Here is a 20,468-nt window from a genome sequence, read left to right on the forward strand (position 1 = left end):
GATATTCGCAATCTGCCCGCGGGCGGAAGAAGGAGAAACGGCATGGCGGAAGCCGTCGCGCAGGCAAATGCGAACAAGGGCGTGCTCGGGTGGATCGAACGGACCGGGAACAAACTGCCGGATCCGGTCTTTATATTTTTCTACCTCATCGGCGCGCTGATCGTCGTCAGCCTCGTCGCGGCGGCGAGCGGCTATTCGGCGCTGCATCCGACTGAGAAAATGGCGGAGGGGGCGCCCGTGCTGCTTCAGGCGACGAGCCTGCTTTCGGCGGAGAATATCCGGCGGCTGTGGGTCGAGATGCCCCAGACCTTCACCCATTTCCATCCGCTCGGCTACGTGCTGGTGGTGATGCTGGGGGCGGGCGTGGCCGAGCGCACCGGCCTGTTCGCCGCGGCGATGCGCGGCGCGGTGCGCAACGCGCCGAAATTCCTCCTAACGCCGATGGTCGCGCTCGTGGCGATGATCGGCAATCTCGCGGCCGACGCGGCTTACGTGGTGTTGATTCCGCTGGCCGCGGTGCTTTACGCCGCTGCAGGGCGTCATCCCATCGCCGGCATCGGCGCGTCTTTCGCCGGCGTTTCGGGCGGCTTCTCGGCGAACCTTTTTCCCGGTCAGCTGGATGCGCTTCTGTTCGGCATCACCGAGGCGGCGGCGGAGGCGCTGGCGCCGGAATGGGACGCCAATCTCGTCGGCAACTGGTATTTCATCGCCGGCATGACGCTCATCTATCTGCCGGTGATCTGGTTCGTCACCGACAGGATCATCGAGCCGCGGCTCGGCGTGTTCAAGCCGGAGACCGAAGCGGCGAAAACCGCGACGGACGGCGACAAGCCGCTGACGGCCGGGCAGAAGAAGGGTCTCGTCTGGGCCGGGCTCGCCGGCGCGGCGGTAATGCTCGCCTGGGCGTTCTTCGCAATCGGCCCCGGCACGCCGCTGATCGACGAGACGGCCGAAGGCCCGGCGCGCATGTCGCCCTTCTTCCGCTCGCTGGTCGCCGGCTTTTTCGTCCTGTTTCTCGCGGCGGGCTGGGCCTACGGCGCGGCGGCCGGCACGGTGAAGACCCATCGCGACATCGTCCGCATGATGACGGAGTCGATGGCCGATCTCGCCTATTACCTGGTGCTCGCTTTCGCCGCGGCGCACTTCGTGGCGATGTTCAACTGGTCCAATCTCGGACTGATCTTCGCCATTCACGGCGCGGCGGCGATCGAGGCCTCGAACCTGCCGTTGCCGCTTTTGCTCGGCTTCATCGTGCTGATGACGGGGCTGGTCAATCTGTTCGTCGGCTCGGCCTCGGCGAAATGGGCGCTGCTCGCGCCGGTGATGGTGCCCATGATGATGATCCTCGGCGTCAGTCCGGAGGCGACCACCGCGGCCTATCGCGTCGGCGACAGCGCCACCAACATCATCACGCCCCTCATGGTGTATTTCCCGCTGATCCTCACCTTCTGTCAGCGCTGGCGGAAGGATTTCGGGCTCGGCAGCCTGATGGCGATGATGATTCCCTATTCGATCTGGCTCCTGCTGACCGGCCTCGTCATGACCATCGTCTGGGTGGCCTTGGGCGCGCCGCTGGGTCCGGCCGCGCCGGTGGACTATGCGCTGCCGGGCTAGGGACGGGGCTGAGGCCGCGCCGCCGCGCTCGCCAGGCGAGGCGGAATCGTCCTTGAGTGCGCGCAGGGCGGATCAGGAGCGCGCCCAGCATGTGATCGGATGACAGCCTCGCAGGAGAAACCGACGCCGGCCCGCTTGCGCGTGCGCGCGGCGGCGCCCGAGGATCTCGACGCCATCGACGCGATCGAGGCGGCCAGCTTCGCGGCCGACCGCTTTGCGCGCCGCAATCTCGCGCGGCTCCTGCGCCGGCCGACGGCGGCCTTTCTGTTGGCCGAGGAAAAAAACGGCGCGCCGGTCGGATACGCCTTGCTTCTGTTCCGAAAGGGCGCCAAAGCGGCGCGGCTCTACTCGCTGGCCGTCGCGCCGGCCGCGCGCGGACGGGGCGCGGCCCGCCGGCTCGTGGACGCGGCCGCCGCCCTGGCGCTAAAAAGAGGTTGCGGCGTCTTGCGCCTTGAGGTTCGCGAGTCGAACCGCGCCGCGCGCGCGATGTATGAGAGCGCAGGGTTTCGCGCGCGCGGGCGAAAGCCTAACTATTACGTAGACGGAGAAACTGCTTTTTTTATGGAACTGCGCCTCGATGAGCGCATGCGAGCGACGCGATGAGCGACTGGCTTATTCTGGTCGAGAACCAGGCCGACCTCGCGCAGTATGAAACGCCCCACAAGGTGATGCGGGCGCGCGATTATCTTAACAATCCGAGCCTGTTCGCAGGGCGGCGCCCCAATATCATCAATCTGGCGCGCAGCTACGCCTATCAGAGCGAGGGCTATTACGCTTCGCTGCTGGCCGAGGCGCGCCGGCACAGGGTGGCGCCGACGGTTCAGTCCATGGTCGAGCTCAGCCGCAAGTCGCTGTACGCCCACGCGCTGCCTGAACTCGATGCGGCGCTTCAGAAAGACATCGAAGCGGGCGCGCGGTCCGTGGAGCGCCTGCTTGTCTGCTTCACCCGGTCGAACGCGTCGGGTTACGACCGCTTCGCCAAGCTCCTTTTCGACTGGTTCCGCACGCCTGTCGTCGAGGTCGCGATTTCGAACGGCGCGCGCGCGACCATTCAGGCCCTGCGCATCGCGCCCCCGCACAAGCTCAAGGGCGAGGAGCGACGGTTTTTCCTCGACGCCCTCGAAAGCCACACGAGCCGACGCTGGACCGCGCCCAGGACGCGGGCGGCGGCCAAGTGGTCGCTCGCCGTGCTTATCGATCCGAAGGAGGCCATGCCTCCCTCAGAGGCCGCCTCGCTCAAGAAATTCGCCGCTGTAGCCGAACGGATGGGCGTGGAGGTCGAACCGCTCTATCCCAACGACCTCGCCTCGCTCGCCGAGTTCGACGCCCTGTTCATCCGCGCGACGACGGCGATCGACAATTTCACCTACCGCTTCGCCAGACGCGCCGAGCAGGAAGGCATGCCGGTCATCGACGACACCGGCTCGATGATCCGTTGCACCAACAAGGTCTATCTGAAGGAGCTCCTGGAGAACGATCGCATTCCCGCGCCGCGTACGGAGATTCTCGACGAGAAGGCCGTGCTGAAGGAAACGCTCGAACGCCTCGGCGCGCCTCTGGTTCTAAAGGCGCCGGACGGCTCGTTCAGCCGTTCCGTGCACAAGGTCGCGAGCCTCGCCGAGTTCGAGGAAAAAGCGAAGCTGCTCTTCAAGGACACGGCGCTTATCCTCGCGCAGGAATTCATGCCGACCGACTTCGACTGGCGCGTCGGCGTGCTCGGCGGCGAGCCGCTCTACGCCTGCCAGTACCGTATGGCGCGCGGCCACTGGCAAATCATGAAGCACGGACCGGACGGAGCGATCAGCTCCGGCGGCACGAAAACCGTGGCGGTCGAAGCAGCCCCGCCCTTGGTGATCGAAACCGCCGTCAAGGCCGCGCGTCTTATCGGCGACGGGCTTTACGGCATCGATCTCAAGGAGAACGAGCGCGGCGTCTTCGTCATCGAGATCAACGACAACCCCAATCTCGACAGCGATTACGAGGGCGCCGTGCTGAAAGACGAGCTGTGGCGGCGGATTATCGACTGGTTCGCCGCGCGCCTGGAAAGGCGCATGGGCGTCTCGACGAAGGCGGCTGCGGGGGAGATGAAGGCGGCGAGCAGATAGGGGAAGACGGCGCTATTCGACGCGCGCGATATCGTCAGCCTGCGTGGATCCGGTTTTTTCTTGTCGCGTTATGGCGGGAGGATATGATCGCCGCAGCCTCATCGCAGTTTCGGGGGGGGGGGAAGCGCATGACATACCAAAGCGAAAGCGCGGCCGCGGGCCGGCATATTTTTCCTGATCTCGCACGCGCCTTCGCGCTGTTCGGCATCGCTCTCGTCAATGTCGGCGTTTTCGCCTATCCGATGATGAGCGGTTATCACGCCGGCGGTTTGCGTACAGGCTTCGACCACGCCGCATGGTTCCTCGTTTGCGCCCTCTTTCTGTTCAAGTCCTACAGCATCTTTTCGTTCATGTTCGGCGTCGGCTTCGCCTACCAGATCGACGCCGCCGAACGGCGCGGCGTCGGTTTTCCAGGGCGCTACGCGCGGCGCATACTGGGGCTGCTGTTTTTCGGCGCGCTCAATATCTCGCTGCTTTTCTTTGGCGACATTCTGGTCATATACGCCGTGCTCGGAACGATCCTGTTTTTCTTCCGCAAGGCGGGCGTGAAAGCCCTCGTCCGCTGGGCGGTCGCGCTGTATGTGGTTCAGATCATCTTTTCAATATTTTTCACGGGCTCCTTCTGGCTCTGGGGCATTTACGCGCCAGAAGAGATGGCGAAGGAAATGGCGACCCTCGCCGAAACCGACGCCCGCGCTGCGGCCGTGTTCAGCGCCGGCGGCTTCATGGATGCGGCGGCCTTTCGGGTCGAAGTCTGGTTAGAGAACATCGCCTTCATGTTCATGATGCAGGGGTTCGGCGCTTTTTCTTTCTTTCTGTTCGGCCTGGCGGCGGTGCGCAGCGGCCTTATCGCCCGGCCGGAAGCGGCCTTCTGGTCCCGCGCCCGGCGTGTCTATTTGCCCGTCGGCGTGGCGCTCGGTCTGGTCGGCGCCGGCCTCATCGTCCGCGCCGAGACCTTCATGGACCCGATGGCGATGGCCGGCATGACAGTGACCACTCTTGCGAGCCCCTTCGCGAGCGCCGGCTATCTCGGCCTCATCGCGAAATGGGCGGCCGGGCGCGAGGGGCCGGCGAGAACCTTCTTCGCCCGCGGCGGCACGGCGACGCTGACGGCCTATCTTCTGCAGGGCCTGTTGTTCTCCCTCATTTTCAGCGCCTACGGCCTTGGGCTGTATGCGAGGCCTGGGGCGGCCGCCTGCACCGTGATCGCGGTCGCGGTCGCGCTGTTCTCGCTCGCCTTTTCGAGCCTGTGGCGGACGCGCTTCGCGCGCGGACCGCTGGAGATCGTCCTGCGCGGCTGGACCTATCTCGGCGCGAGATGACCTTGTGGGGCGCCGTGGGTCTCAAGCCGGCTTTTTTCGCTTCTTCTTCCCGCGCGCGATTTCAGTGGCGAGCGCGTCGAGTTTCGGCTCCCAGAAATGACGGAAGCGGTCGAGCCAGGCGTCGATATCGCGCAGCGGCGCTGTTTCGACGCCGTAGAGGCGGCGCGCGCCCTCCCGTCGGACGCGCGCGAAACCATAGTCTCGCAACACTTTCAGATGCTGCGAGACAGCCGCTTGGCTGATCGCGAATTCGCGCTGGATGATCTCGGCGATCGCGCCGGCGGCGCGTTCGTCGTCCGCCAAAAGTTCGAGGATCCGCCGTCTGACGGGATCGCCGAGAACATCGAATGCGTGCATCAGGAAGTTCCGCCGGTTTCTCCTGTGTAGAATGCCGCCGTGCGCCGCGCTGCGGCAAGCGCCCTCTCCGCGTCCTCTCCGCTGACGATGGCCGCTTCGCCCCATCTCTTGCAGCCGTCGGCGATGAACGCCTTTCCGTCAGGCGATGCGGCGAAAGATTCTTCGTCCGGTTTCGGCGCCGTCGGATCGGCGAGATGGAGGGCGAGACCGAGCAACGCCAGCTCCCAACCGACGCCTGCCGCGCCAGGACCGTACTCTTGCCAATGGGGCGATAAGTGCGCCGTATGGGTCAGCCTGAGCCGCGCGCGTTCGGGGCCTTCCGCTGACAGACGAAGATCGACCCAGCTCACATCGCCGCCATATTCCCAGGTCAGCGCCAGAAGCTTTGGCGGGGCGCAGGCGGTGATTTCGCCGCCGGCGTTGCCTTCGATCTGGTAGCGGCCGCCGAGCCGGAAATCGCCACGGACCGGCGCGAACCAGCGCGGCAGCCGCTCGGGATTGGTCGTGGCGTCCCAGAGATCCTCGACGGTCGTATCGTAGCTGCGAGCCAGCGTGACCGCGCGCGCGGGCTTGCCGTCCCGCTCCAGCGCGACCACCGAGCGCTCCACCGCCCCAAGATGACGTTCGACGTCAAATTTCATGCCGCCCTCCATTTTAGTGGAGACTTATATAAGCATATACTTAAATAATGCGTCAATGGGGGTATTTCTGCTTCACATCACGTCATGCCCTTCACACTCTCCCAGCCGCGAGACCGATCTCGGAGCGCACGCAAAGCGGGTATCCTAGGGGGCGAGATCGGAGGCGCGCCCAGCCTTCGTGATGCGCGTCGAACAAGGCGCATAATCAACTGAACGCCGGTCAACGCTGTCAGGCGACGTGGGCTCCCGCGCCGCCGAAGGGGACGACCTTGTTGTCGGCGTCGTGCCCGATGTCGGCGCGGCCCAGATAGGCGATCCCGGCGCGCGCGCACCAATGACGGCAGATTTCTTCTTCCGTCCTGCCGAAATCGACGTCGTTTTCCGGAATGTCGCTGCAGCGGCCGAGCATGATCCCGGCGGCGCGGCGCACATGCGCGCTCGACGTAACGTGAAACAGCGCCCGGTCGATGCGGTACATGTATTCCGAGACTTCCTCGAGCATGAGGACATGGCCGCAGAAGTCCGGCTCATGGGCGGTTCCCAGAATGCTCGACAATACGGCGATGTTGAAGGCGAGAACCTTCTTCCCGTCGCGCGCGGCAGGCTCGAGCGTTTCGGCATCGTTCTCGACGAGGAACTTGAGCGCGCGTGCGAGCGCGGCTTCCCCGCCCGGGCGATTGACGTCGGACGGCATCGGTCCGTGGACCGGTCGGCCGATTCCCTCCCGGTAAAGCCGGGCGAGCACGACGCCGAGATCGCTGTAGCCGAGATAAACCTTCTTGCGCGCGGAGCCGTTGAGCGCGCCATACAGCGCCGCGTCCAGCCGACAGGAGCCGTAGCCGCCGCGTCCGAACCAGACTGCGTCGAAGGCGGGATCGTTGGCGGCTTCCAGAAACGCCGCGCTGCGCGCCGCATCCGAACCGGCGAAATGCCCATCCGAGAGAAAGCATTGCGGGTGGAAATGGATCTCCGGCGCCGCCGCGCCATAGAGCCGCGCAGCGAGCGCGCGCGTTTTCTCCGCCGTCTCCGGCGCGACCCGGGAAGCGGGCGCCACGACTGCGATTTTCATACGGGCGGCCACTTTCGCCGTCTCCTCGCCGCGATTACCGGATATTTCCGGATTCGCGATATAGCAGCGCCTGAATGAACAAAGCTCAAAATTACTTCCTGTGCGGGATCGGCGGCAGCGGGATGCTGCCGCTGGCGCTCATCCTCAAGGCCGCCGGCCATCATGTCGAGGGCTCCGACCGGGCGCTCGATCAGGGCCGGACTGCGCCGAAATTCGACTATCTGCGCGCGCAGGGCGTGCGGCTCCATCCGCAGGACGGCGGCGGCCTCGTCAACTCCGGCCAAATCCTGGTGACGTCGGCGGCGGTGGAGGAGACCGTGCCCGACGTGGTCGCCGCGCGCCGGCTCGGCGCAAGGCGCATGACCCGCGCCGCGCTTCTGGCCGAGCTGTTCAACGACGCGCCGCGCCCTGTCGGCGTCGCGGGCACCAGCGGCAAGTCCACCACGACCGCGATGATCGCCTGGATCCTGCATGAGACAGGACGCGATCCCACAGTGATGAACGGCGCGGTGATGAAGAACTTCGCCGCGCCCGACGCGCCCTTCGCCAGCGCGCGCATAGGGCTCAGCGGAATCTTCGTCAGCGAGGTCGATGAAAGCGACGGCTCGATCGCCCTGTTCCGCCCGCGCGTGGCGGTTCTCAACAACATCGCGCTCGATCATAAGACGATGGACGAGCTGCGCCGGCTTTTCGGGGATTTCGTCGCCAAGGCCGAAACGGCAGTGCTTAATCTCGACAATGCGGAAACGGCGCGTCTCGCCGCCGCGCGCGAGGGAGCGACGATAACCTATAGCCTGAACGGGGAGCGCGCGCAGCTTTTCGCCTCGGACATCCGGCTTGCGCCTTATGGCGCGGTTTTCACGGCCCATGATCACGAAAGCGGCGGCGAAGCCCGCGTGACGCTCAAAATGCCGGGCCGGCACAATGTCTCGAACGCGCTCGCCGCCGTCGGCGCGAGCCTCGCTTGCGGCGTTTCGTTCGAAGAGGCGGCGCGCGCCCTTGATTCCTTCGCCGGCGTGAAGCGCAGGCTGGAAGTCGTCGGCGAGAAAAACGGCGTCACCGTAATCGACGATTTCGCGCACAATCCGGACAAGATCGCTGCGAGCCTCGCCGCGCTGCATGAGTTTCCGGGCCGGCTTGTCGTGATGTTCCAGCCGCATGGCTACGGCCCGTTGAAGAAGATGAAAGAAGAGTTCATCCGATGCTGGGCGGACAATCTTCGCCCGGAAGATGTGCTGGTCATGCCGGAGCCGGCCTATTTCGGCGGTACGGTCGATCGCTCGGTGACGAGCCGCGACATCGCCCTGGGCGTGGCGGCGGCGGGCCGCCGCGCGTTGGCGCTGCCCGATCGGGACGCCTGCAAGGCGCTGATTTTGCGCGATGCGCGCGAGGACGACCGAATCGTGATCATGGGCGCTCGCGACGATACGTTAACGCTGTTCGCCGCTGAGCTTCTTGACGAATTCGCGTGAGCGCCGCCCCCGCGGTTAGGGCGTTTCCTCAAAAGCGATCCGTTGCGTTACGCCTTCGGCAGCCCTTCCGGGGGAAGCTCGGCCTGCGCTTCGCCGCGCATTCGCGGCGGCGAGGCGCGGGGGAGAGCATGGCGTGACGATCTTTTATGACATTTACGCCGTTGGGCTGCTGACGATGTCGATCGGCCTGTTTCTGGCGCGCTACGGGCGCAGCGATCCGCCGATCTCTCCTTATCTCACCATCATCTGCGCCTGCGCCGTCGCGCGCTGGGTCGGCGCGCAAGAAATGCATCTGGCCGCGCTCGTTCTGCTGACCGCAGCCGGCTTTCTCTATGTGGCTTGTCTGGCGAAGCCCGATCGCGCGCAATGGCGCGAAGAAGCGCGGGCGTTCAGGCGGCTGCGCCCGCCCGCCCGGCCCGTTCGCGGCGCGCAGGCTCCTGAGGCGCAGTAAAGCGGCGCGGCCTTGTAATGTTCAGCGCCGATAGCGCAGCCAGTCGTCGATCCGCGCAAAGACGACGTACAGCACGGCCAGGACGATGAGTATCATCAGCGCGAGCTGAATTTGCGCTTCCTCGATCGGCGGCTTGCGCGGCGTCGGCGGTTCGGCGGGAACCTCCGTCGTCTCTGTCGGGGCGCCTTCGCCGGCTTCGGCCGTTTCGCCGGGTTGAGCCGGCGCGGGCGCCTCGACGCCGGCTTCCTTGCTCTCGAGCTCCTGGGCCGTGTTGCGCCCCAGCGTGGAGGCGGCGACCCCGGCCCCGCCGGCCACCGTCGCGCCCTGAACCGACCGGCTCTCGGCGAGATTGGGCCGACGCGGGGCGTCCTCGATCGGCGTCACCCGGGAGTTTTCGGCGACTTCCTCCTCGCCCTTGACGATGGGCGGATTGACCGGTTCGAGAAACAGCGCGCGCTCGGCCGCGCGCCGGCGCGTCAGTCCCGCCACCTCGCGCAGCACGCCGCCCACGGTCGCCTTGTTCCACCAGGTAAGCGCTTCAGCCGCGCCGATGCGGTCGCCCTTGTTGAGGCGCCTCAGCGCCGTCGACTTGCGGAAAGCTTCGATCCCGACATTATAGACGAAGGAAACGAGCGCATCGAATTCGTTCTGATTGAGGGGGACCTTGACCAGCCGCTCCACGGCCTCCTCGCGCGGCTTCAGATCCCTCTTGAGCAGCGCCTCGGCTTCGGCCTCGGTGATTTTCATGCCCGGTTTCACATCCGGACCGGTATGCCCATAGCCGATCGTCCAGATCCCGGCGATGTCCTGATAGGCCTCGAGTTCCAGCCCCTCGAAGCGCTTGATCAGCGCGACCCCGTTCGGCGACGTTTTCATAACCCGACCATCCCCGCTTGAAGTCGGACTGTATCGTTAAAAGCGGAGCGGGGGTAGGGTCGGGTCGGCGCCGGGCGGCTTTTCCGAACAGGGTTCCGTGCTAGGCTGGCGCCAGCGACAGCTCTTGGGGTATGAGGGGAAAATGAACAACATACTGAAAAAATTGATAATTTTCGCCAGCCTTGCGGCCGCGGCCGGTCTCGCGCGCGCCCAGACCGCCAATGAGCCGCTCGCCGCGCCCATTCTCAATTCCGTGAGCGCGAGCGATGTGGCCGCCATGATGCAGGAGATGGGCGTGGCCTCCGAACTCATCCGCATCGAGGGGCTGGAAGGGCCGGTGCTGGTGGCGCAGACTCCGGGCGGCGGGGTGTTCGCCTTCAATTTCAACGGTTGCGAGAATCCGGCCGAAGCCGTCGGCTGCAAGAGCGTCGTCGTCTCCACAGGGCTCGCGGCGGCGGGCGCGACCTATGAGGATCTGAATGATTTCAACGGCAAGGCGACGGTGACGACGGCGGTGGGCGTCACGGGCCGGAACATCGTCGTGCTGTCGCGCAACATCATCGTGGCGGGCGGCCACTCGCGCAGACTCTTTCAGGGTACGGTGTATCTGTTTCTGAACGACATTGTGAAATACGTCTCGGCCCGCGCAGGCGTAGCCAGCGTGGCTTTCAGACCGGAGCGGGCGGCTGCAGGAGCGAAGATCGACTCCGCCGGCGCAGCGCCGGCGCAGCCAGGCTTCGCGCGGGACGATGCTTACGCTGCCGAGGTCTCCCTGGCGATCCGCAACACGGGCGCGGCGGATTTTTCGCTCGAAGACCCGTTCGCCCGATGACCTGCGCGCGGGCCGTCCGTTCCCCGGCGGCCTGCCGCGCAAGCGATCTCGCAATTGCAACATCGCCGCGGCCGCAGCGCATCCGCCGCCAAGAGAGGGGCGCGCGCAATTTCGCGCGCCCGCGGGACGCGCAAACCCTTCATCAACTAGTTGAAACGTATTGAAATTTGATGACAGGCGCTGGGAGGGGGGCCGTCAAAGTTCGCTTGAGCGGACGCAGCCGCATGGCTATACAGGCCGCGCTTCCGCCCCAGGCGAAGCGGAGCGGCGTCGTCTGACGGCGCGAGGTTGATGGGAGTGACAGAGCATGTCCGCGACCGATCTTGAAGAATATCGTCCGAGTGAAGACGAACCCTTCATGAACGACCGCCAGAAAGAGTACTTCAGACGCAAGCTGCTCGAGTGGAAACAGGAAATTTTACGTGAGAGCAAAGGGACGCTGGAGCATCTTCAGGAAGACAATCAGCACCTTCCCGATCTGACGGATCGCGCCTCCAGCGAGACCGACAAGGCGCTGGAGCTCAGAACGAGGGACCGCCAACGCAAGCTGATCGCCAAGATCGACGAGGCGCTGCGCCGGATCGAAACCGGCGAATACGGATATTGCGAGGAGACCGGCGAGCCCATCGGCATCCGCCGTCTCGAAGCGCGCCCGATTGCGACGCTTTCGCTCGAAGCTCAGGAGCGCCATGAGCGTCAGGAGAAGGTGCACCGCGACGAATAGGATCGCCTCTCTGCGAGACTTCGGTCGACTCTCGGGGACGGCGCGTCAGGCGGGCTTTTCGGCCATGATCTGCGCGTAATTGCCGTCCGGATCCTGAAAGCCTGCCATCCACAGCGCGCCCGCTTCGGTCTTGTGGATGAGGCGGGGCGGCGAGAAAAAGTTGAGGCCGCGAGCTTGCAGCGTTTCGTAGGCCGCTTCGATATCGTCGACGCGGTAATATAAAAACGAATTGGCGCGATATTTCGGGTCGGATGGAACGCCGAGGTAAAGGCGCACGCCGCCGCAATCGAAGAAGGCCATAGGCTGGCTCGGCGGGCGGAAGAGAAACCTCAGGCCCAGAATGTCGCGATAAAAAGAAATGGCGCGATCGATATCCGACACGCTGACGTGGATTTGGCCGATGCCGGTGATGGCTGGTTGCATGGGCGCGCCTTTCCGGTTAGATGCGGAGCGGGATTAATATTTAACAAGGTTAAATATATTGTCAATTCCGCCGCTTCCCGGGGCGTTGGAGAAGATCGCCGTTTATGAGACGGCCAACGCTCTCCATTCGCTGGCGATCCATCTTCTGCGGCGCGCGCGCGCCGCTGATCGCGAGTCGGGCTTAAGTCCCGAACGTTTGTCCGTACTTTCCGTTTTGACATTCGCCGGGCCGCGTACGGTCAGCGCGCTCGCCGAACTCGAGGGCGTATCGGCGCCTGCGATTTCGCGCATCGTCAGCGGGCTTGAAAAAGAAGGACTGGTCAAACGCGAACGTTCGACGCAAGACGCGCGGCAGGTTCGCGTCGCCATTACGAATAAGGGGAAAAGCCTCGTGGAGGCGGCGCGTCGCCGGCGCATAGAGCGCATCGCCGAAGAGTTGATCCGATTGCGGCCGGGCGAACTCGGGAAGTTGCGCGAGGCGGCGCGCGTTCTGGCTCGTCTCGAAGGGGAGGAGAAAGGCGCCCCTCGGCGCCTGCGTCAGCGCAAGAGAAACGCCGGCACGTGATCGCCGAGGCCGACGACGGCCTCTTTCGCCTGGCCGCTCCTGCGCGCGGCGCCGTTTCGGCGGGCTTCGTCGCGACGGCGCGGCTCTGCGGCGCGCGCCTCTTGCTCCGACTCCTGGCGGATGGGCTCAGGACGCGCGCGCTCGCTCCGGCGGTTCTGGGCCCGGCCGCTTTTTTCGCCGCGATCCGGGCGGTCGCGACGACGACGCCCTACGCCGCGGGCGAGGCGGCCTTCGCGCTCGCGCGGCTCGACGTCGACCTCGATATCCAACGCTTCTATCGCGTCGACCCGAATGGTCTTTAGGATGGCGTCGTAATACTTCGCGTCCGCCGGGGTTACGATCATGAACGTCGCGCCCTGACGGCCGGCGCGGCCTGTGCGGCCGATGCGGTGGACATAGTCCTCGGCGTGGATCGGCACGTCGAAATTGAACACGTGGCTCACGTCTGGAATGTCGAGGCCGCGCGCGGCGACGTCCGAGGCCACCAGAAACTTCAGCTCGCCCGACCGGAACTTGTCGAGCGTCTCGGTGCGGAAGGCCTGAGCAAGGTCGCCGTGGATGGGGCGGGCGTTGTATCCATGCTTCTGCAGCGACTTGGCGACGACGTCGACGGTCGCCTTGCGGTTGCAGAAGATGATGCCGTTCTTCACATCCTCGCGGTCGAGAAGCTTGCGCAGGGCGGCGCGTTTGACGTTGTCCGCTTTGGTCTCCAGACGGACGATCCGCTGGGCGATGGTCGATGCGGCGGTCGCCGGCTTCGCGACTTCAATGCGGGCCGGCCTGTGCAGGAACATGTCGGTGATGCGCTGGATCTCGGGCGGCATGGTGGCCGAGAAGAAAAGCGTCTGCCGGGTGATGGGCGTGAGCTTGAAGATGCGCTCGATGTCCGGAATGAAGCCCATGTCGAGCATCCGGTCCGCCTCGTCGACCACCATCACCTCGATGCCGGTGAGCAGCAACCGTCCGCGTTCGAAGTGATCGAGCAGCCGGCCGGGCGTGGCGATGAGAACGTCGACGCCGCGGGTGAGCTTGGCGTCCTGATCGGCGAACGATACGCCCCCGATCAGCAGCGCCATGGAGAGTTTGTGATGCTTGCCGTATTTTTCGAAATTGTCGGCGACCTGCGCGGCGAGCTCGCGGGTCGGGGCGAGCACCAGCGAGCGCGGCATGCGCGCCCGCGCGCGCCCCTTCGACAGGCGCTGGATCATCGGCAATGTGAAGGAGGCGGTTTTTCCCGTGCCGGTCTGGGCGATGCCGAGCACGTCGCGCCCGGCGAGGGCTTCGGGGATCGCCGCTTTCTGGATGGGGGTGGGGGTTTCGTAGCCTGCTTCGGCGATCGCTTTGAGCAGGGTGGGCTCTAGGCCAAGGTCTTCAAACGACATGCTTTCTTTCGTTTCTGTGCGACGGCCGCGATGCGCGGTCGGAGACGTTCGGCGGTCTGGGTTTCTCAACGCCCCGCCGTTCCGCCAGAGACGAGCGATGCGTCGTTCGGTTTCCGCTGCGGCGCGTCCAGGCTGCGTCGACTTATCGTAGGGTGGGCGAACGGCCCGCCGGTAGCGCGCGCTGCGCTGCAGCATCCATGGCGGAGGTAGGGATTATCGCCCGCGGAGTCAATGCGCGGCGCAGGCTTCGCCGGGCGAGACGGCTTTTGAGACAAGGTGTTGCCGTTCTGCCGCAGGTCGACGGTTTTTTATCGGTCGCCGGCGTCCTGATATTGAGAATGACTTGCAGAGGGCGGGCCCGCCTGATAGGTCGCGGCGTGATAGTGAAAATCGCTCGCAAATAGCCCGGCGCGATCGCCGCGCCGGGCGTCTGACAACAGGACAGGACGCCATGAAGCACGCATATCTCAGCGCGGCCGTTTCGGCCGCGGCGCTGATCGCGGCCGGCGCGCCCGCCGGCGCTTCCGCTCAGGAAGATTCGGACGGGGCGACGCCTTTCGCCTATTTCGAGGATACGATCACCGTCATCGGCAAACGCTCGAATTACGGGCTCGACGCGGTCGCGAGCGCGACCAAGACGGATACGCCGCTCGTCGACATTCCCCAGTCCCTGACGGTCATCAGCCGCGATCTGATCGACGATCAGGATATGCGCTCGCTCGCCGATGTCGTGCGGTACACGCCGGGCGTGACGATGGGCCAGGGCGAAGGCCATCGCGACGCGCCGACCCTGCGCGGCAATTCGACGACCGCGGACTTTTACGTCGACGGCGTGCGCGACGACGTTCAGTATTTCCGCGAGCTCTATAATCTTGAGCGCGTCGAAGTCATCAAAGGCCCGAACGCCTTGATCTTCGGGCGCGGGGGCGGCGGCGGCGTCATCAATCGCGTCACGAAGAAAGCCGAGTTCGAGCCGGTCCGTTCGGTTACCCTGTCAGGCGGCCAGTTCGGCTCCGGACGCGTCGCCGGCGATATCGGCGCCGGCGTGAGCGATACGCTCGCCCTGCGGCTCAACGCCTTTTATGAGAACTCTGACAGCTATCGCGATTTTGTGGGACTCGAACGTTTCGGAATCAATCCGACCGGAACCGTCGCCCTCGGCGAGAACTCGGCCCTGCGCCTGTCTTACGAGTATTTCAGCGACGAGCGCACGGTCGACCGCGGGGTTCCTTCGCAAAACGGCCGGCCGTTCGCTGGCGACCGCAAGGCCTTTTTCGGCAATCCCGATCTCAGCTTCGCCGAAGCTGACGTTCACCGCGCGACGGCGGCGATCGAACACGAATTCGCGCCGAACGTGACGCTGCGCAACAATGCGGTTTTCGCCTATTACGACAAATTCTATCAGAATGTGCACGCGCGCAGCCCCGTCGACGCGAACGGCGACGTGCAGCTCCAGGCCTATTTCAGCTCCACGGAACGGAAAAACTTCTTCAATCAGACGGATCTCGTCTGGAAGACCGAAACGGCCGGAATCGGCCATACGCTGCTTCTCGGAGCCGAGTTCGGCGTTCAGGATACGGATAACTTTCGTACCGAGAACAACAACAACGCCGGCGTCGTCAACATCGCGGATCCGACGACATTCGACCCGGCGACTTTCGAGCCGGCCAGGAACGACAATAATGTCGATCTCACGGTCGCGTCCGTCTATCTGCAGGACCAGATCGCGTTGACTGATCGTATCCTGCTCATCGGCGGGGTGCGTTTCGACCACTTCGATCTGGAGTTCGACGACAACCGACCGGACCGGGATGACTTCAGCCGCACCGACGACGTCGTCTCGCCGCGCGGGGGAATCATCTACAAGCCGCTCGATAACGCCTCTGTTTATTTCAGCTATTCGAAATCATTCCTGCCGCAGTCGGGCGACCAGTTCGGCTCCTTGAGCGCCACGACGGCGGCGCTGAAGCCGGAGGAGTTCGAGAATCTCGAGATCGGGGTCAAATGGGACATCACCCCTGAGCTTGCTTTCACGGCGGCCGTCTACAGGCTCGACCGAGAGAACACCCGCGCCATCGATCCGGACACCAATCAGACAGTGCTGACCGGCGCGCAGCGCAGCAAGGGCGTCGAGATCGGGCTTGCAGGCGCGCTCACCGAACGCTGGGAAGTGATGGCCGGCTATGCGTGGCAGGATGCGGAGATCCGGCGCGATACGGCGGCCGCGCCCGCCGGCCGCGAGGCTCCTCTCGTCCCGGAGCACGCTTTCTCCCTGTGGAACAAATATCAGTTCACGCCGCGTTTCGCAGTCGGTTTGGGCGTGGTTCATCAATCAGACATGTTCGCCTCGATCAGCAACGCCGTGACGCTGCCCGGGTTCACGCGGCTTGACGCGGCGCTCTTCTACAGCCTGAATGATCGCCTTTCGCTGCAGGTGAATGTCGAGAACATCACCGACAAGCTCTATTTCCCGACAGCCCATAACGACAACAACATCACGCCGGGGGCGCCGGTCTCGGCGCGGGCTACGCTCAAGGCGCGCTTCTGAAACAGCGCGCCTTTCAGGTCCGGGAAGGGCGGCCCGACGGGCCGCTCTTTTTTCGTCGGAAGCGTTCTGCGTCGGCGCCGCGCCGGCATTGCGCGCCCGTCCTGCGCGCGCTGCGTTTGGGGTTTCGCGCGGTTTTGCGATTCGCGTCCCCCGCGCGCAAAGGCCGCCTTTCGCCGCCGGGTCCGGCCGGTATACTCCTGTCGCGGGAAAAAGACGCCCCTCGGCCTTGATGAAAGCATGATCCCTGAAATCGGCCATTTCGCGCTCGCCCTGGCGTTCGCCGCCGCCCTGGCGCAGGGCCCGGCGCTCTATGCGGCCGCGCGCGCCGATGACGAACGCCTCGCCGCTTTCGGGCGGCGCTGCGCCTATCTCGCCTTGGGCGCGGTCGGGCTCGCTTTCGCGAGCCTTGCGGCGGCTTACGTCGCCTCGGACTTTTCGGTCCTCAATGTCTACGAGAACTCCCATTCGCAAAAGCCGCTGATCTACAAATTCACCGGCACCTGGGGAAATCATGAAGGCTCGATGCTGCTGTGGGCGCTCATCCTGGCGCTCTATGGCGGCGCGCTTGCGCGGCAGGCGCGCGCGATTCCGGCGGATCTCCACCGGTTGGCGCTGGGAACGCAGGGGCTGATCGCGGCGGCGTTCCTCGCCTTCATGCTGTTCACGTCCAATCCGTTCGAGCGGCTGCTCCCCGCGCCGCCGGACGGCGCCGATCTCAACCCGCTCTTGCAGGACATCGGCCTGGCGCTGCATCCGCCTTTTCTCTATCTCGGCTATGTCGGTTTTTCGGTTCCGTTCTCTTTCGCCGTGGCGGCGCTCATTCGCGGGCGCGCCGACAGCGTGTGGGCGCGGCTCGTGCGGCCCTGGGCGCTTGCGGCCTGGAGCTTCCTGACCGTCGGCATCGCACTGGGCTCCTGGTGGGCCTATTACGAGCTCGGCTGGGGCGGCTGGTGGGCGTGGGACCCGGTGGAGAACGCCTCCTTCATGCCCTGGCTCGCCGGGACGGCGCTCATCCACTCGATCCGGGTGGTTGAGCGGCGCGACGCGCTCAAGGGCTGGGCCACGCTCCTGGCCATCGCCGCCTTCTCGCTCAGCCTCATCGGCACGTTTCTGGTGCGTTCGGGCGTGCTGACCTCGATTCACGCTTTCGCGGTGGATCCGGAGCGCGGCGTATTCATTCTGGCGATTCTGTTCGCGGCCGTTGGCGGATCGCTCACGGTTTACGCCCTGCGCGCGGGCTCGCTGGCGCCGACGGGCGCATTCGCTCCGGCGAGCCGGGAGACCGCGCTCATCGCCAACAACGTGCTCCTCGCGGCGGCCTGCGCGACCGTCTTTATCGGGACGTTCTATCCGCTGTTCGTCGACGTGGCGACGGGCGAGCGGATTTCCGTCGGTCCGCCCTATTTCAACATGGTTTTCACGCCGATCGCCGCCCTCGCCATGGCGCTCGCCGCCGCCGGCGCACTGATGGCGTGGAAGCGGGCCGATCTTCGCGCCTTGGCGCGCCGGCTCGCTCCGGCGGGCGCGGCCGCGCTTGTCGCCGCGCTCATCGTCGCGGTCGTCGCCGAGCGCGAGAAGGCCGCCGGCGCCGGCTGGGTCGCGCTATGCGTCTGGCTGGCTGGCGGGGCGCTCGCCGATCTCGCCGGGCGCGTGAAGCTCTTCGGCGCCGCGCCAGGTGCGGCCGCGCGCCGGCTGGCCGGCCTGCCGCGCGCTGCCGTCGGCGCCGCGCTCGCCCATTTCGGCCTGGCGGTCTTCGCGCTCGGCGCGGCGGGCGTCGGCCTGTGGCGAACGGAGGAAGTCCGGCTGATGAAAGAGGGCGACGCCGCACACGTCGCCGGCTATGCAGTCATGCTTGCTTCGGTGGAGAATACGACAGGTCCGAATTATCTCGCCGAGCGCGCCCGGTTCGAAGCCCGCAAGGGCGCGCGCGAGACGACGCTGATATCGGAGCGGCGGTATTATCCGGTGCGCGGCATGCAGACGACCGAAGCCGGCATCCGTTCGCAGGGCGGGGGCGATCTTTACGTCTCGCTCGGCGAGAATGCGACGGGCGAGGGCTGGGCGGTGCGGCTTTATTTCAACCCCTTCGTCGGCTGCCTGTGGTGGGGCGCAGGGCTCGCCGCGCTCGGCGGCGCGCTGGCGCTGAGCGACCGCGGGCGCGCGCCCGCCCGGGCGGCCCGGGGAGCGGCGGCGTCGCCTCGCGCCGCCGCCGCGGAGGCGCCGGCATGAGGCGGTTCGCGCTTTTTGCGCCGCTCCTCGCCTTCGCGCTGATCGGGGCGGTCTTCGCCATCGGCCTCACCCGCGATCCGGCGCGCATTCCCTCCGCGCTCATCGACAGGCCGCTGCCGGATTTCGCGCTGCCGCCGATAGAAGGGCGTACGGAAGGTTTGTCATCGGAAGATTTGAAAGGCGAAGTCTCGCTGCTTAATGTCTTCGGCTCCTGGTGCGCGAGCTGCCTCATCGAGCATCCGACCCTCATGGAGATCGCGCGATCGGGCGATGTTGCCGTATACGGATTGAACTGGAAAGACAGGCCAGGCGACGGCGCGGCGTGGCTCGCGCGTCACGGCGATCCTTACGCCAGGATCGGTGATGATCCGCGCGGGCATGTCGTTGTCGCGCTGGGCGTGACCGGCGCGCCGGAGACCTTCGTGATCGATAAGGAAGGGCGGGTGCGCTACAAGCATGTCGGGCCGATCACGCCGGAAGTCTGGCGGCGCACGCTTGCCCCGCTGATCGAGGAGCTGAAGCGGACATGATCCGGATACGCCCCATTCTTGCGGCGGCCGCGCTTGTCCTGGCCGCGCCCGCCGCCGGCGTCGAGCCGGACGAGATCCTCGATGACCCGGCGCTCGAATCGCGCGCGCGCGCCCTGGAAGAAACTTTGCGCTGCGTGGTCTGCCAGAGCCAGAGCCTTGCGGAATCGAACGCGCCGCTCGCCAAGGACATGCGCCTCATTCTGCGCGAGCGCCTCGTCGCGGGCGATACGGATGAAGAGGTCGTCGCCTATCTGGTCGACCGTTACGGCGAATACGTGCTGCTCAAACCGCGGGTGAAGCCGGCCACGCTCGCGCTGTGGGCCGCGCCTTTTCTGGCGCTTCTCGCCGGCGCGGCGGCGGCGTTTTTATACGTGCGCCGTCGCAAGCCCGCGCCGCCCGCGCCGCTCAAGCCGGAAGAGGAAGAGGCCGTGCGCGCGCTTCTTGAGGGGCGCGAGTGATGCTCTGGATCGTCATCGCCCTGACAACCGCGGCGGCGTGCGCCTTTCTCGCCTGGCCGCTCCTGCGGCGCGCGCCGGGGGACGAAGGCGCGCCCGACGAGCGCGACTATCTCGTCGCGCAGCTTCGCGAGATCGAGCGCGATCGCGCGGCGGGCGCCCTCGGCGCAGCCGAAGCCGAAGCCGCCGCGCTCGAAGCGCGCCGCCGGCTGCTGGCGGTCTCCCGCGCGCAAGACAGGGCGCAGAAGGCGGCGTCGGAGCGCGCGCGAAGAGAAGCGCCGGTTCGTCCGATGCTGGCTCTCGCCGCGGCGATCCCGCTGGCGGGGGCGGCGTTTTATCTGGCGCTCGGCGAGCCGGCGCGCGGGCCGGCCGCATTCAAGCCCCCCGCGCCGTCGTCCGCCGCGCAGGCGCGGCTTGACGCGATGAGCGCCGAAGAGCGCGCCGCGATGATCGAGAGCATGGTCGCCGGGCTCGCCGCGCGCCTCGCCGAGCAGCCGGACGATCTCGAAGGCTGGATCATGCTCGGCCGGTCCTATGCGGTGCTGGGCGATGCGGCGAAAAGCGCCGAGGCCTACGAGCGCGCAGCGGCCCTCGATCCGGACGACGCGATGCTGAGGGTCGCGCAGGGGCGCGCGCTGCTCGCGCTGGGCGCAGAGGAAGGGCGTGAGTTCGATCCGGCCGCCCGCGAGGCTTTCGAGGCGGCGCTGCGGATCGATCCCGATCAGCCCTTCGCGCTTTACTTTCTCGGCCTCGCCGCGCGCGCGGCGGGCGACGTCGATACGGCGCGCGCCCATTGGGAGAAGCTGCTCGCGCAAATGCCGCCGGACTCGGAAGAAGCCGCCAGCCTGCGCGCCCTTATCGAGGCCCTTTGAG

Annotated in this window: 19 protein-coding genes and 1 pseudogene; 14 read left to right on the forward strand and 6 right to left on the reverse strand. The window is 66.0% G+C overall.

Annotated features, from left to right (window positions below):
• Positions 1-42 precede the first annotated feature (42 nt).
• The 4 genes from CHB64_RS08755 to CHB64_RS08770 all read left to right on the forward strand — a co-directional run bounded on the left by CHB64_RS08755 (position 43) and on the right by CHB64_RS08770 (position 5,041).
• Positions 43-1,614: an AbgT family transporter gene (locus CHB64_RS08755; RefSeq protein ID WP_089412235.1), complete on the forward strand. Its 1,572-nt coding sequence runs from the start codon at positions 43-45 to the stop codon at positions 1,612-1,614.
• Between the two features lie 99 nt (positions 1,615-1,713).
• The gene (locus tag CHB64_RS08760) at positions 1,714-2,217 is read left to right on the forward strand and encodes a GNAT family N-acetyltransferase (protein ID WP_089412236.1); all 504 of its coding nucleotides are present in this window, start codon (positions 1,714-1,716) and stop codon (positions 2,215-2,217) included.
• Positions 2,214-3,719 (forward strand): RimK family protein, encoded by a 1,506-nt coding sequence (locus CHB64_RS08765; RefSeq protein ID WP_089412237.1) that lies wholly within the window; start codon positions 2,214-2,216, stop codon positions 3,717-3,719. Before CHB64_RS08760 ends, CHB64_RS08765 begins: the two co-directional genes overlap by 4 nt.
• A gap of 128 nt (positions 3,720-3,847) precedes the next feature.
• Positions 3,848-5,041, forward strand: a complete 1,194-nt coding sequence (locus CHB64_RS08770; RefSeq protein ID WP_159462459.1) for a DUF418 domain-containing protein — start codon at positions 3,848-3,850, stop codon at positions 5,039-5,041.
• Positions 5,042-5,062: 21 nt separating this feature from the next.
• Here the strand turns inward: CHB64_RS08770 and CHB64_RS08775 are convergent, their stop codons facing one another.
• The 3 genes from CHB64_RS08775 to CHB64_RS08785 form a co-directional block, all read right to left on the reverse strand.
• Entirely contained in the window at positions 5,063-5,398 is a 336-nt protein-coding gene (locus CHB64_RS08775) for an ArsR/SmtB family transcription factor (protein ID WP_089412239.1), read from the reverse strand.
• Positions 5,398-6,039 (reverse strand): SRPBCC family protein, encoded by a 642-nt coding sequence (locus CHB64_RS08780; protein ID WP_089412426.1) that lies wholly within the window; start codon positions 6,037-6,039, stop codon positions 5,398-5,400. The genes CHB64_RS08775 and CHB64_RS08780 overlap by 1 nt, the downstream gene beginning before the upstream one ends.
• A 229-nt stretch (positions 6,040-6,268) precedes the next feature.
• Positions 6,269-7,108 (reverse strand): LD-carboxypeptidase, encoded by an 840-nt coding sequence (locus CHB64_RS08785; protein ID WP_089412240.1) that lies wholly within the window; start codon positions 7,106-7,108, stop codon positions 6,269-6,271.
• A gap of 74 nt (positions 7,109-7,182) precedes the next feature.
• Here CHB64_RS08785 and CHB64_RS08790 point away from each other — a divergent pair, with 74 nt between their 5' ends.
• Together CHB64_RS08790 and CHB64_RS08795 are read left to right on the forward strand one after the other, a co-directional pair.
• Positions 7,183-8,580, forward strand: a complete 1,398-nt coding sequence (locus tag CHB64_RS08790) for a UDP-N-acetylmuramate--L-alanine ligase (protein ID WP_089412241.1) — start codon at positions 7,183-7,185, stop codon at positions 8,578-8,580.
• Between the two features lie 133 nt (positions 8,581-8,713).
• Positions 8,714-9,031 (forward strand): XrtV sorting system accessory protein, encoded by a 318-nt coding sequence (locus tag CHB64_RS08795; RefSeq protein ID WP_089412242.1) that lies wholly within the window; start codon positions 8,714-8,716, stop codon positions 9,029-9,031.
• 441 nt (positions 9,032-9,472) lie between these two features.
• On the opposite strand, the pseudogene CHB64_RS15765 reads toward CHB64_RS08795, so the two are convergent.
• Positions 9,473-9,907 (reverse strand): annotated as a pseudogene (locus CHB64_RS15765) (lysozyme); the annotation flags it as partial.
• Positions 9,908-10,049: 142 nt separating this feature from the next.
• Here CHB64_RS15765 and CHB64_RS08805 point away from each other — a divergent pair.
• Positions 10,050-10,739 (forward strand): hypothetical protein, encoded by a 690-nt coding sequence (locus CHB64_RS08805; RefSeq protein WP_089412244.1) that lies wholly within the window; start codon positions 10,050-10,052, stop codon positions 10,737-10,739.
• 307 nt (positions 10,740-11,046) lie between these two features.
• Positions 11,047-11,463, forward strand: coding sequence for an RNA polymerase-binding protein DksA (dksA, locus tag CHB64_RS08810; RefSeq protein ID WP_089412245.1), 417 nt, complete (start codon positions 11,047-11,049; stop codon positions 11,461-11,463).
• A gap of 45 nt (positions 11,464-11,508) precedes the next feature.
• Here the strand turns inward: dksA and CHB64_RS08815 are convergent, their stop codons facing one another.
• A complete protein-coding gene (locus CHB64_RS08815) occupies positions 11,509-11,886 on the reverse strand; it encodes a VOC family protein (RefSeq protein ID WP_089412246.1) in 378 nt (125 codons plus the stop codon).
• Positions 11,887-11,944: 58 nt separating this feature from the next.
• On the opposite strand from CHB64_RS08815, the gene CHB64_RS08820 reads away from it, so the two are divergent.
• Entirely contained in the window at positions 11,945-12,451 is a 507-nt protein-coding gene (locus CHB64_RS08820; RefSeq protein WP_159462460.1) for a MarR family winged helix-turn-helix transcriptional regulator, read from the forward strand.
• Here CHB64_RS08820 and CHB64_RS08825 read toward each other — a convergent pair.
• Positions 12,424-13,833: a DEAD/DEAH box helicase gene (locus CHB64_RS08825; RefSeq protein WP_089412248.1), complete on the reverse strand. Its 1,410-nt coding sequence runs from the start codon at positions 13,831-13,833 to the stop codon at positions 12,424-12,426. The two genes, CHB64_RS08820 and CHB64_RS08825, sit on opposite strands and share 28 nt — an antisense overlap.
• A 451-nt stretch (positions 13,834-14,284) precedes the next feature.
• Between CHB64_RS08825 and CHB64_RS08830 the strand changes: the two genes are divergently transcribed.
• The 5 genes from CHB64_RS08830 to ccmI all read left to right on the forward strand — a co-directional run bounded on the left by CHB64_RS08830 (position 14,285) and on the right by ccmI (position 20,467).
• Complete coding sequence (locus CHB64_RS08830) at positions 14,285-16,381, forward strand: TonB-dependent receptor (protein WP_089412249.1); 2,097 nt, start codon at positions 14,285-14,287, stop codon at positions 16,379-16,381.
• A gap of 237 nt (positions 16,382-16,618) precedes the next feature.
• The gene (locus CHB64_RS08835) at positions 16,619-18,610 is read left to right on the forward strand and encodes a heme lyase CcmF/NrfE family subunit (protein WP_089412250.1); all 1,992 of its coding nucleotides are present in this window, start codon (positions 16,619-16,621) and stop codon (positions 18,608-18,610) included.
• Entirely contained in the window at positions 18,607-19,140 is a 534-nt protein-coding gene (locus tag CHB64_RS08840; protein WP_089412251.1) for a DsbE family thiol:disulfide interchange protein, read from the forward strand. Before CHB64_RS08835 ends, CHB64_RS08840 begins: the two co-directional genes overlap by 4 nt.
• The gene (locus CHB64_RS08845; RefSeq protein WP_089412252.1) at positions 19,137-19,598 is read left to right on the forward strand and encodes a cytochrome c-type biogenesis protein; all 462 of its coding nucleotides are present in this window, start codon (positions 19,137-19,139) and stop codon (positions 19,596-19,598) included. The genes CHB64_RS08840 and CHB64_RS08845 overlap by 4 nt, the downstream gene beginning before the upstream one ends.
• Positions 19,598-20,467, forward strand: a complete 870-nt coding sequence (gene ccmI, locus CHB64_RS08850) for a c-type cytochrome biogenesis protein CcmI (RefSeq protein ID WP_089412253.1) — start codon at positions 19,598-19,600, stop codon at positions 20,465-20,467. The genes CHB64_RS08845 and ccmI overlap by 1 nt, the downstream gene beginning before the upstream one ends.
• Position 20,468 lies beyond the last annotated feature (1 nt).

The sequence above is a fragment of the Amphiplicatus metriothermophilus genome, assembly GCF_900199215.1.
Taxonomy (GTDB): Bacteria; Pseudomonadota; Alphaproteobacteria; order Caulobacterales; family Parvularculaceae; genus Amphiplicatus; species Amphiplicatus metriothermophilus.

Bases quoted from the DNA above. Each gene is read 5' to 3' on its own strand.
- CHB64_RS08755 (WP_089412235.1), top strand. From the start codon at position 43: ATGGCGGAAGCCGTCGCGCAGGCAAATGCGAACAAGGGCGTGCTCGGG.
- CHB64_RS08760 (WP_089412236.1), top strand. From the start codon at position 1,714: ATGACAGCCTCGCAGGAGAAACCGACGCCGGCCCGCTTGCGCGTGCGC.
- CHB64_RS08765 (WP_089412237.1), top strand. From the start codon at position 2,214: ATGAGCGACTGGCTTATTCTGGTCGAGAACCAGGCCGACCTCGCGCAG.
- CHB64_RS08770 (WP_159462459.1), top strand. From the start codon at position 3,848: ATGACATACCAAAGCGAAAGCGCGGCCGCGGGCCGGCATATTTTTCCT.
- CHB64_RS08775 (WP_089412239.1), bottom strand. From the start codon at position 5,398: ATGCACGCATTCGATGTTCTCGGCGATCCCGTCAGACGGCGGATCCTC.
- CHB64_RS08780 (WP_089412426.1), bottom strand. From the start codon at position 6,039: ATGAAATTTGACGTCGAACGTCATCTTGGGGCGGTGGAGCGCTCGGTG.
- CHB64_RS08785 (WP_089412240.1), bottom strand. From the start codon at position 7,108: ATGAAAATCGCAGTCGTGGCGCCCGCTTCCCGGGTCGCGCCGGAGACG.
- CHB64_RS08790 (WP_089412241.1), top strand. From the start codon at position 7,183: ATGAACAAAGCTCAAAATTACTTCCTGTGCGGGATCGGCGGCAGCGGG.
- CHB64_RS08805 (WP_089412244.1), top strand. From the start codon at position 10,050: ATGAACAACATACTGAAAAAATTGATAATTTTCGCCAGCCTTGCGGCC.
- dksA (WP_089412245.1), top strand. From the start codon at position 11,047: ATGTCCGCGACCGATCTTGAAGAATATCGTCCGAGTGAAGACGAACCC.
- CHB64_RS08815 (WP_089412246.1), bottom strand. From the start codon at position 11,886: ATGCAACCAGCCATCACCGGCATCGGCCAAATCCACGTCAGCGTGTCG.
- CHB64_RS08825 (WP_089412248.1), bottom strand. From the start codon at position 13,833: ATGTCGTTTGAAGACCTTGGCCTAGAGCCCACCCTGCTCAAAGCGATC.
- CHB64_RS08830 (WP_089412249.1), top strand. From the start codon at position 14,285: ATGAAGCACGCATATCTCAGCGCGGCCGTTTCGGCCGCGGCGCTGATC.
- CHB64_RS08835 (WP_089412250.1), top strand. From the start codon at position 16,619: ATGATCCCTGAAATCGGCCATTTCGCGCTCGCCCTGGCGTTCGCCGCC.
- CHB64_RS08840 (WP_089412251.1), top strand. From the start codon at position 18,607: ATGAGGCGGTTCGCGCTTTTTGCGCCGCTCCTCGCCTTCGCGCTGATC.
- CHB64_RS08845 (WP_089412252.1), top strand. From the start codon at position 19,137: ATGATCCGGATACGCCCCATTCTTGCGGCGGCCGCGCTTGTCCTGGCC.
- ccmI (WP_089412253.1), top strand. From the start codon at position 19,598: ATGCTCTGGATCGTCATCGCCCTGACAACCGCGGCGGCGTGCGCCTTT.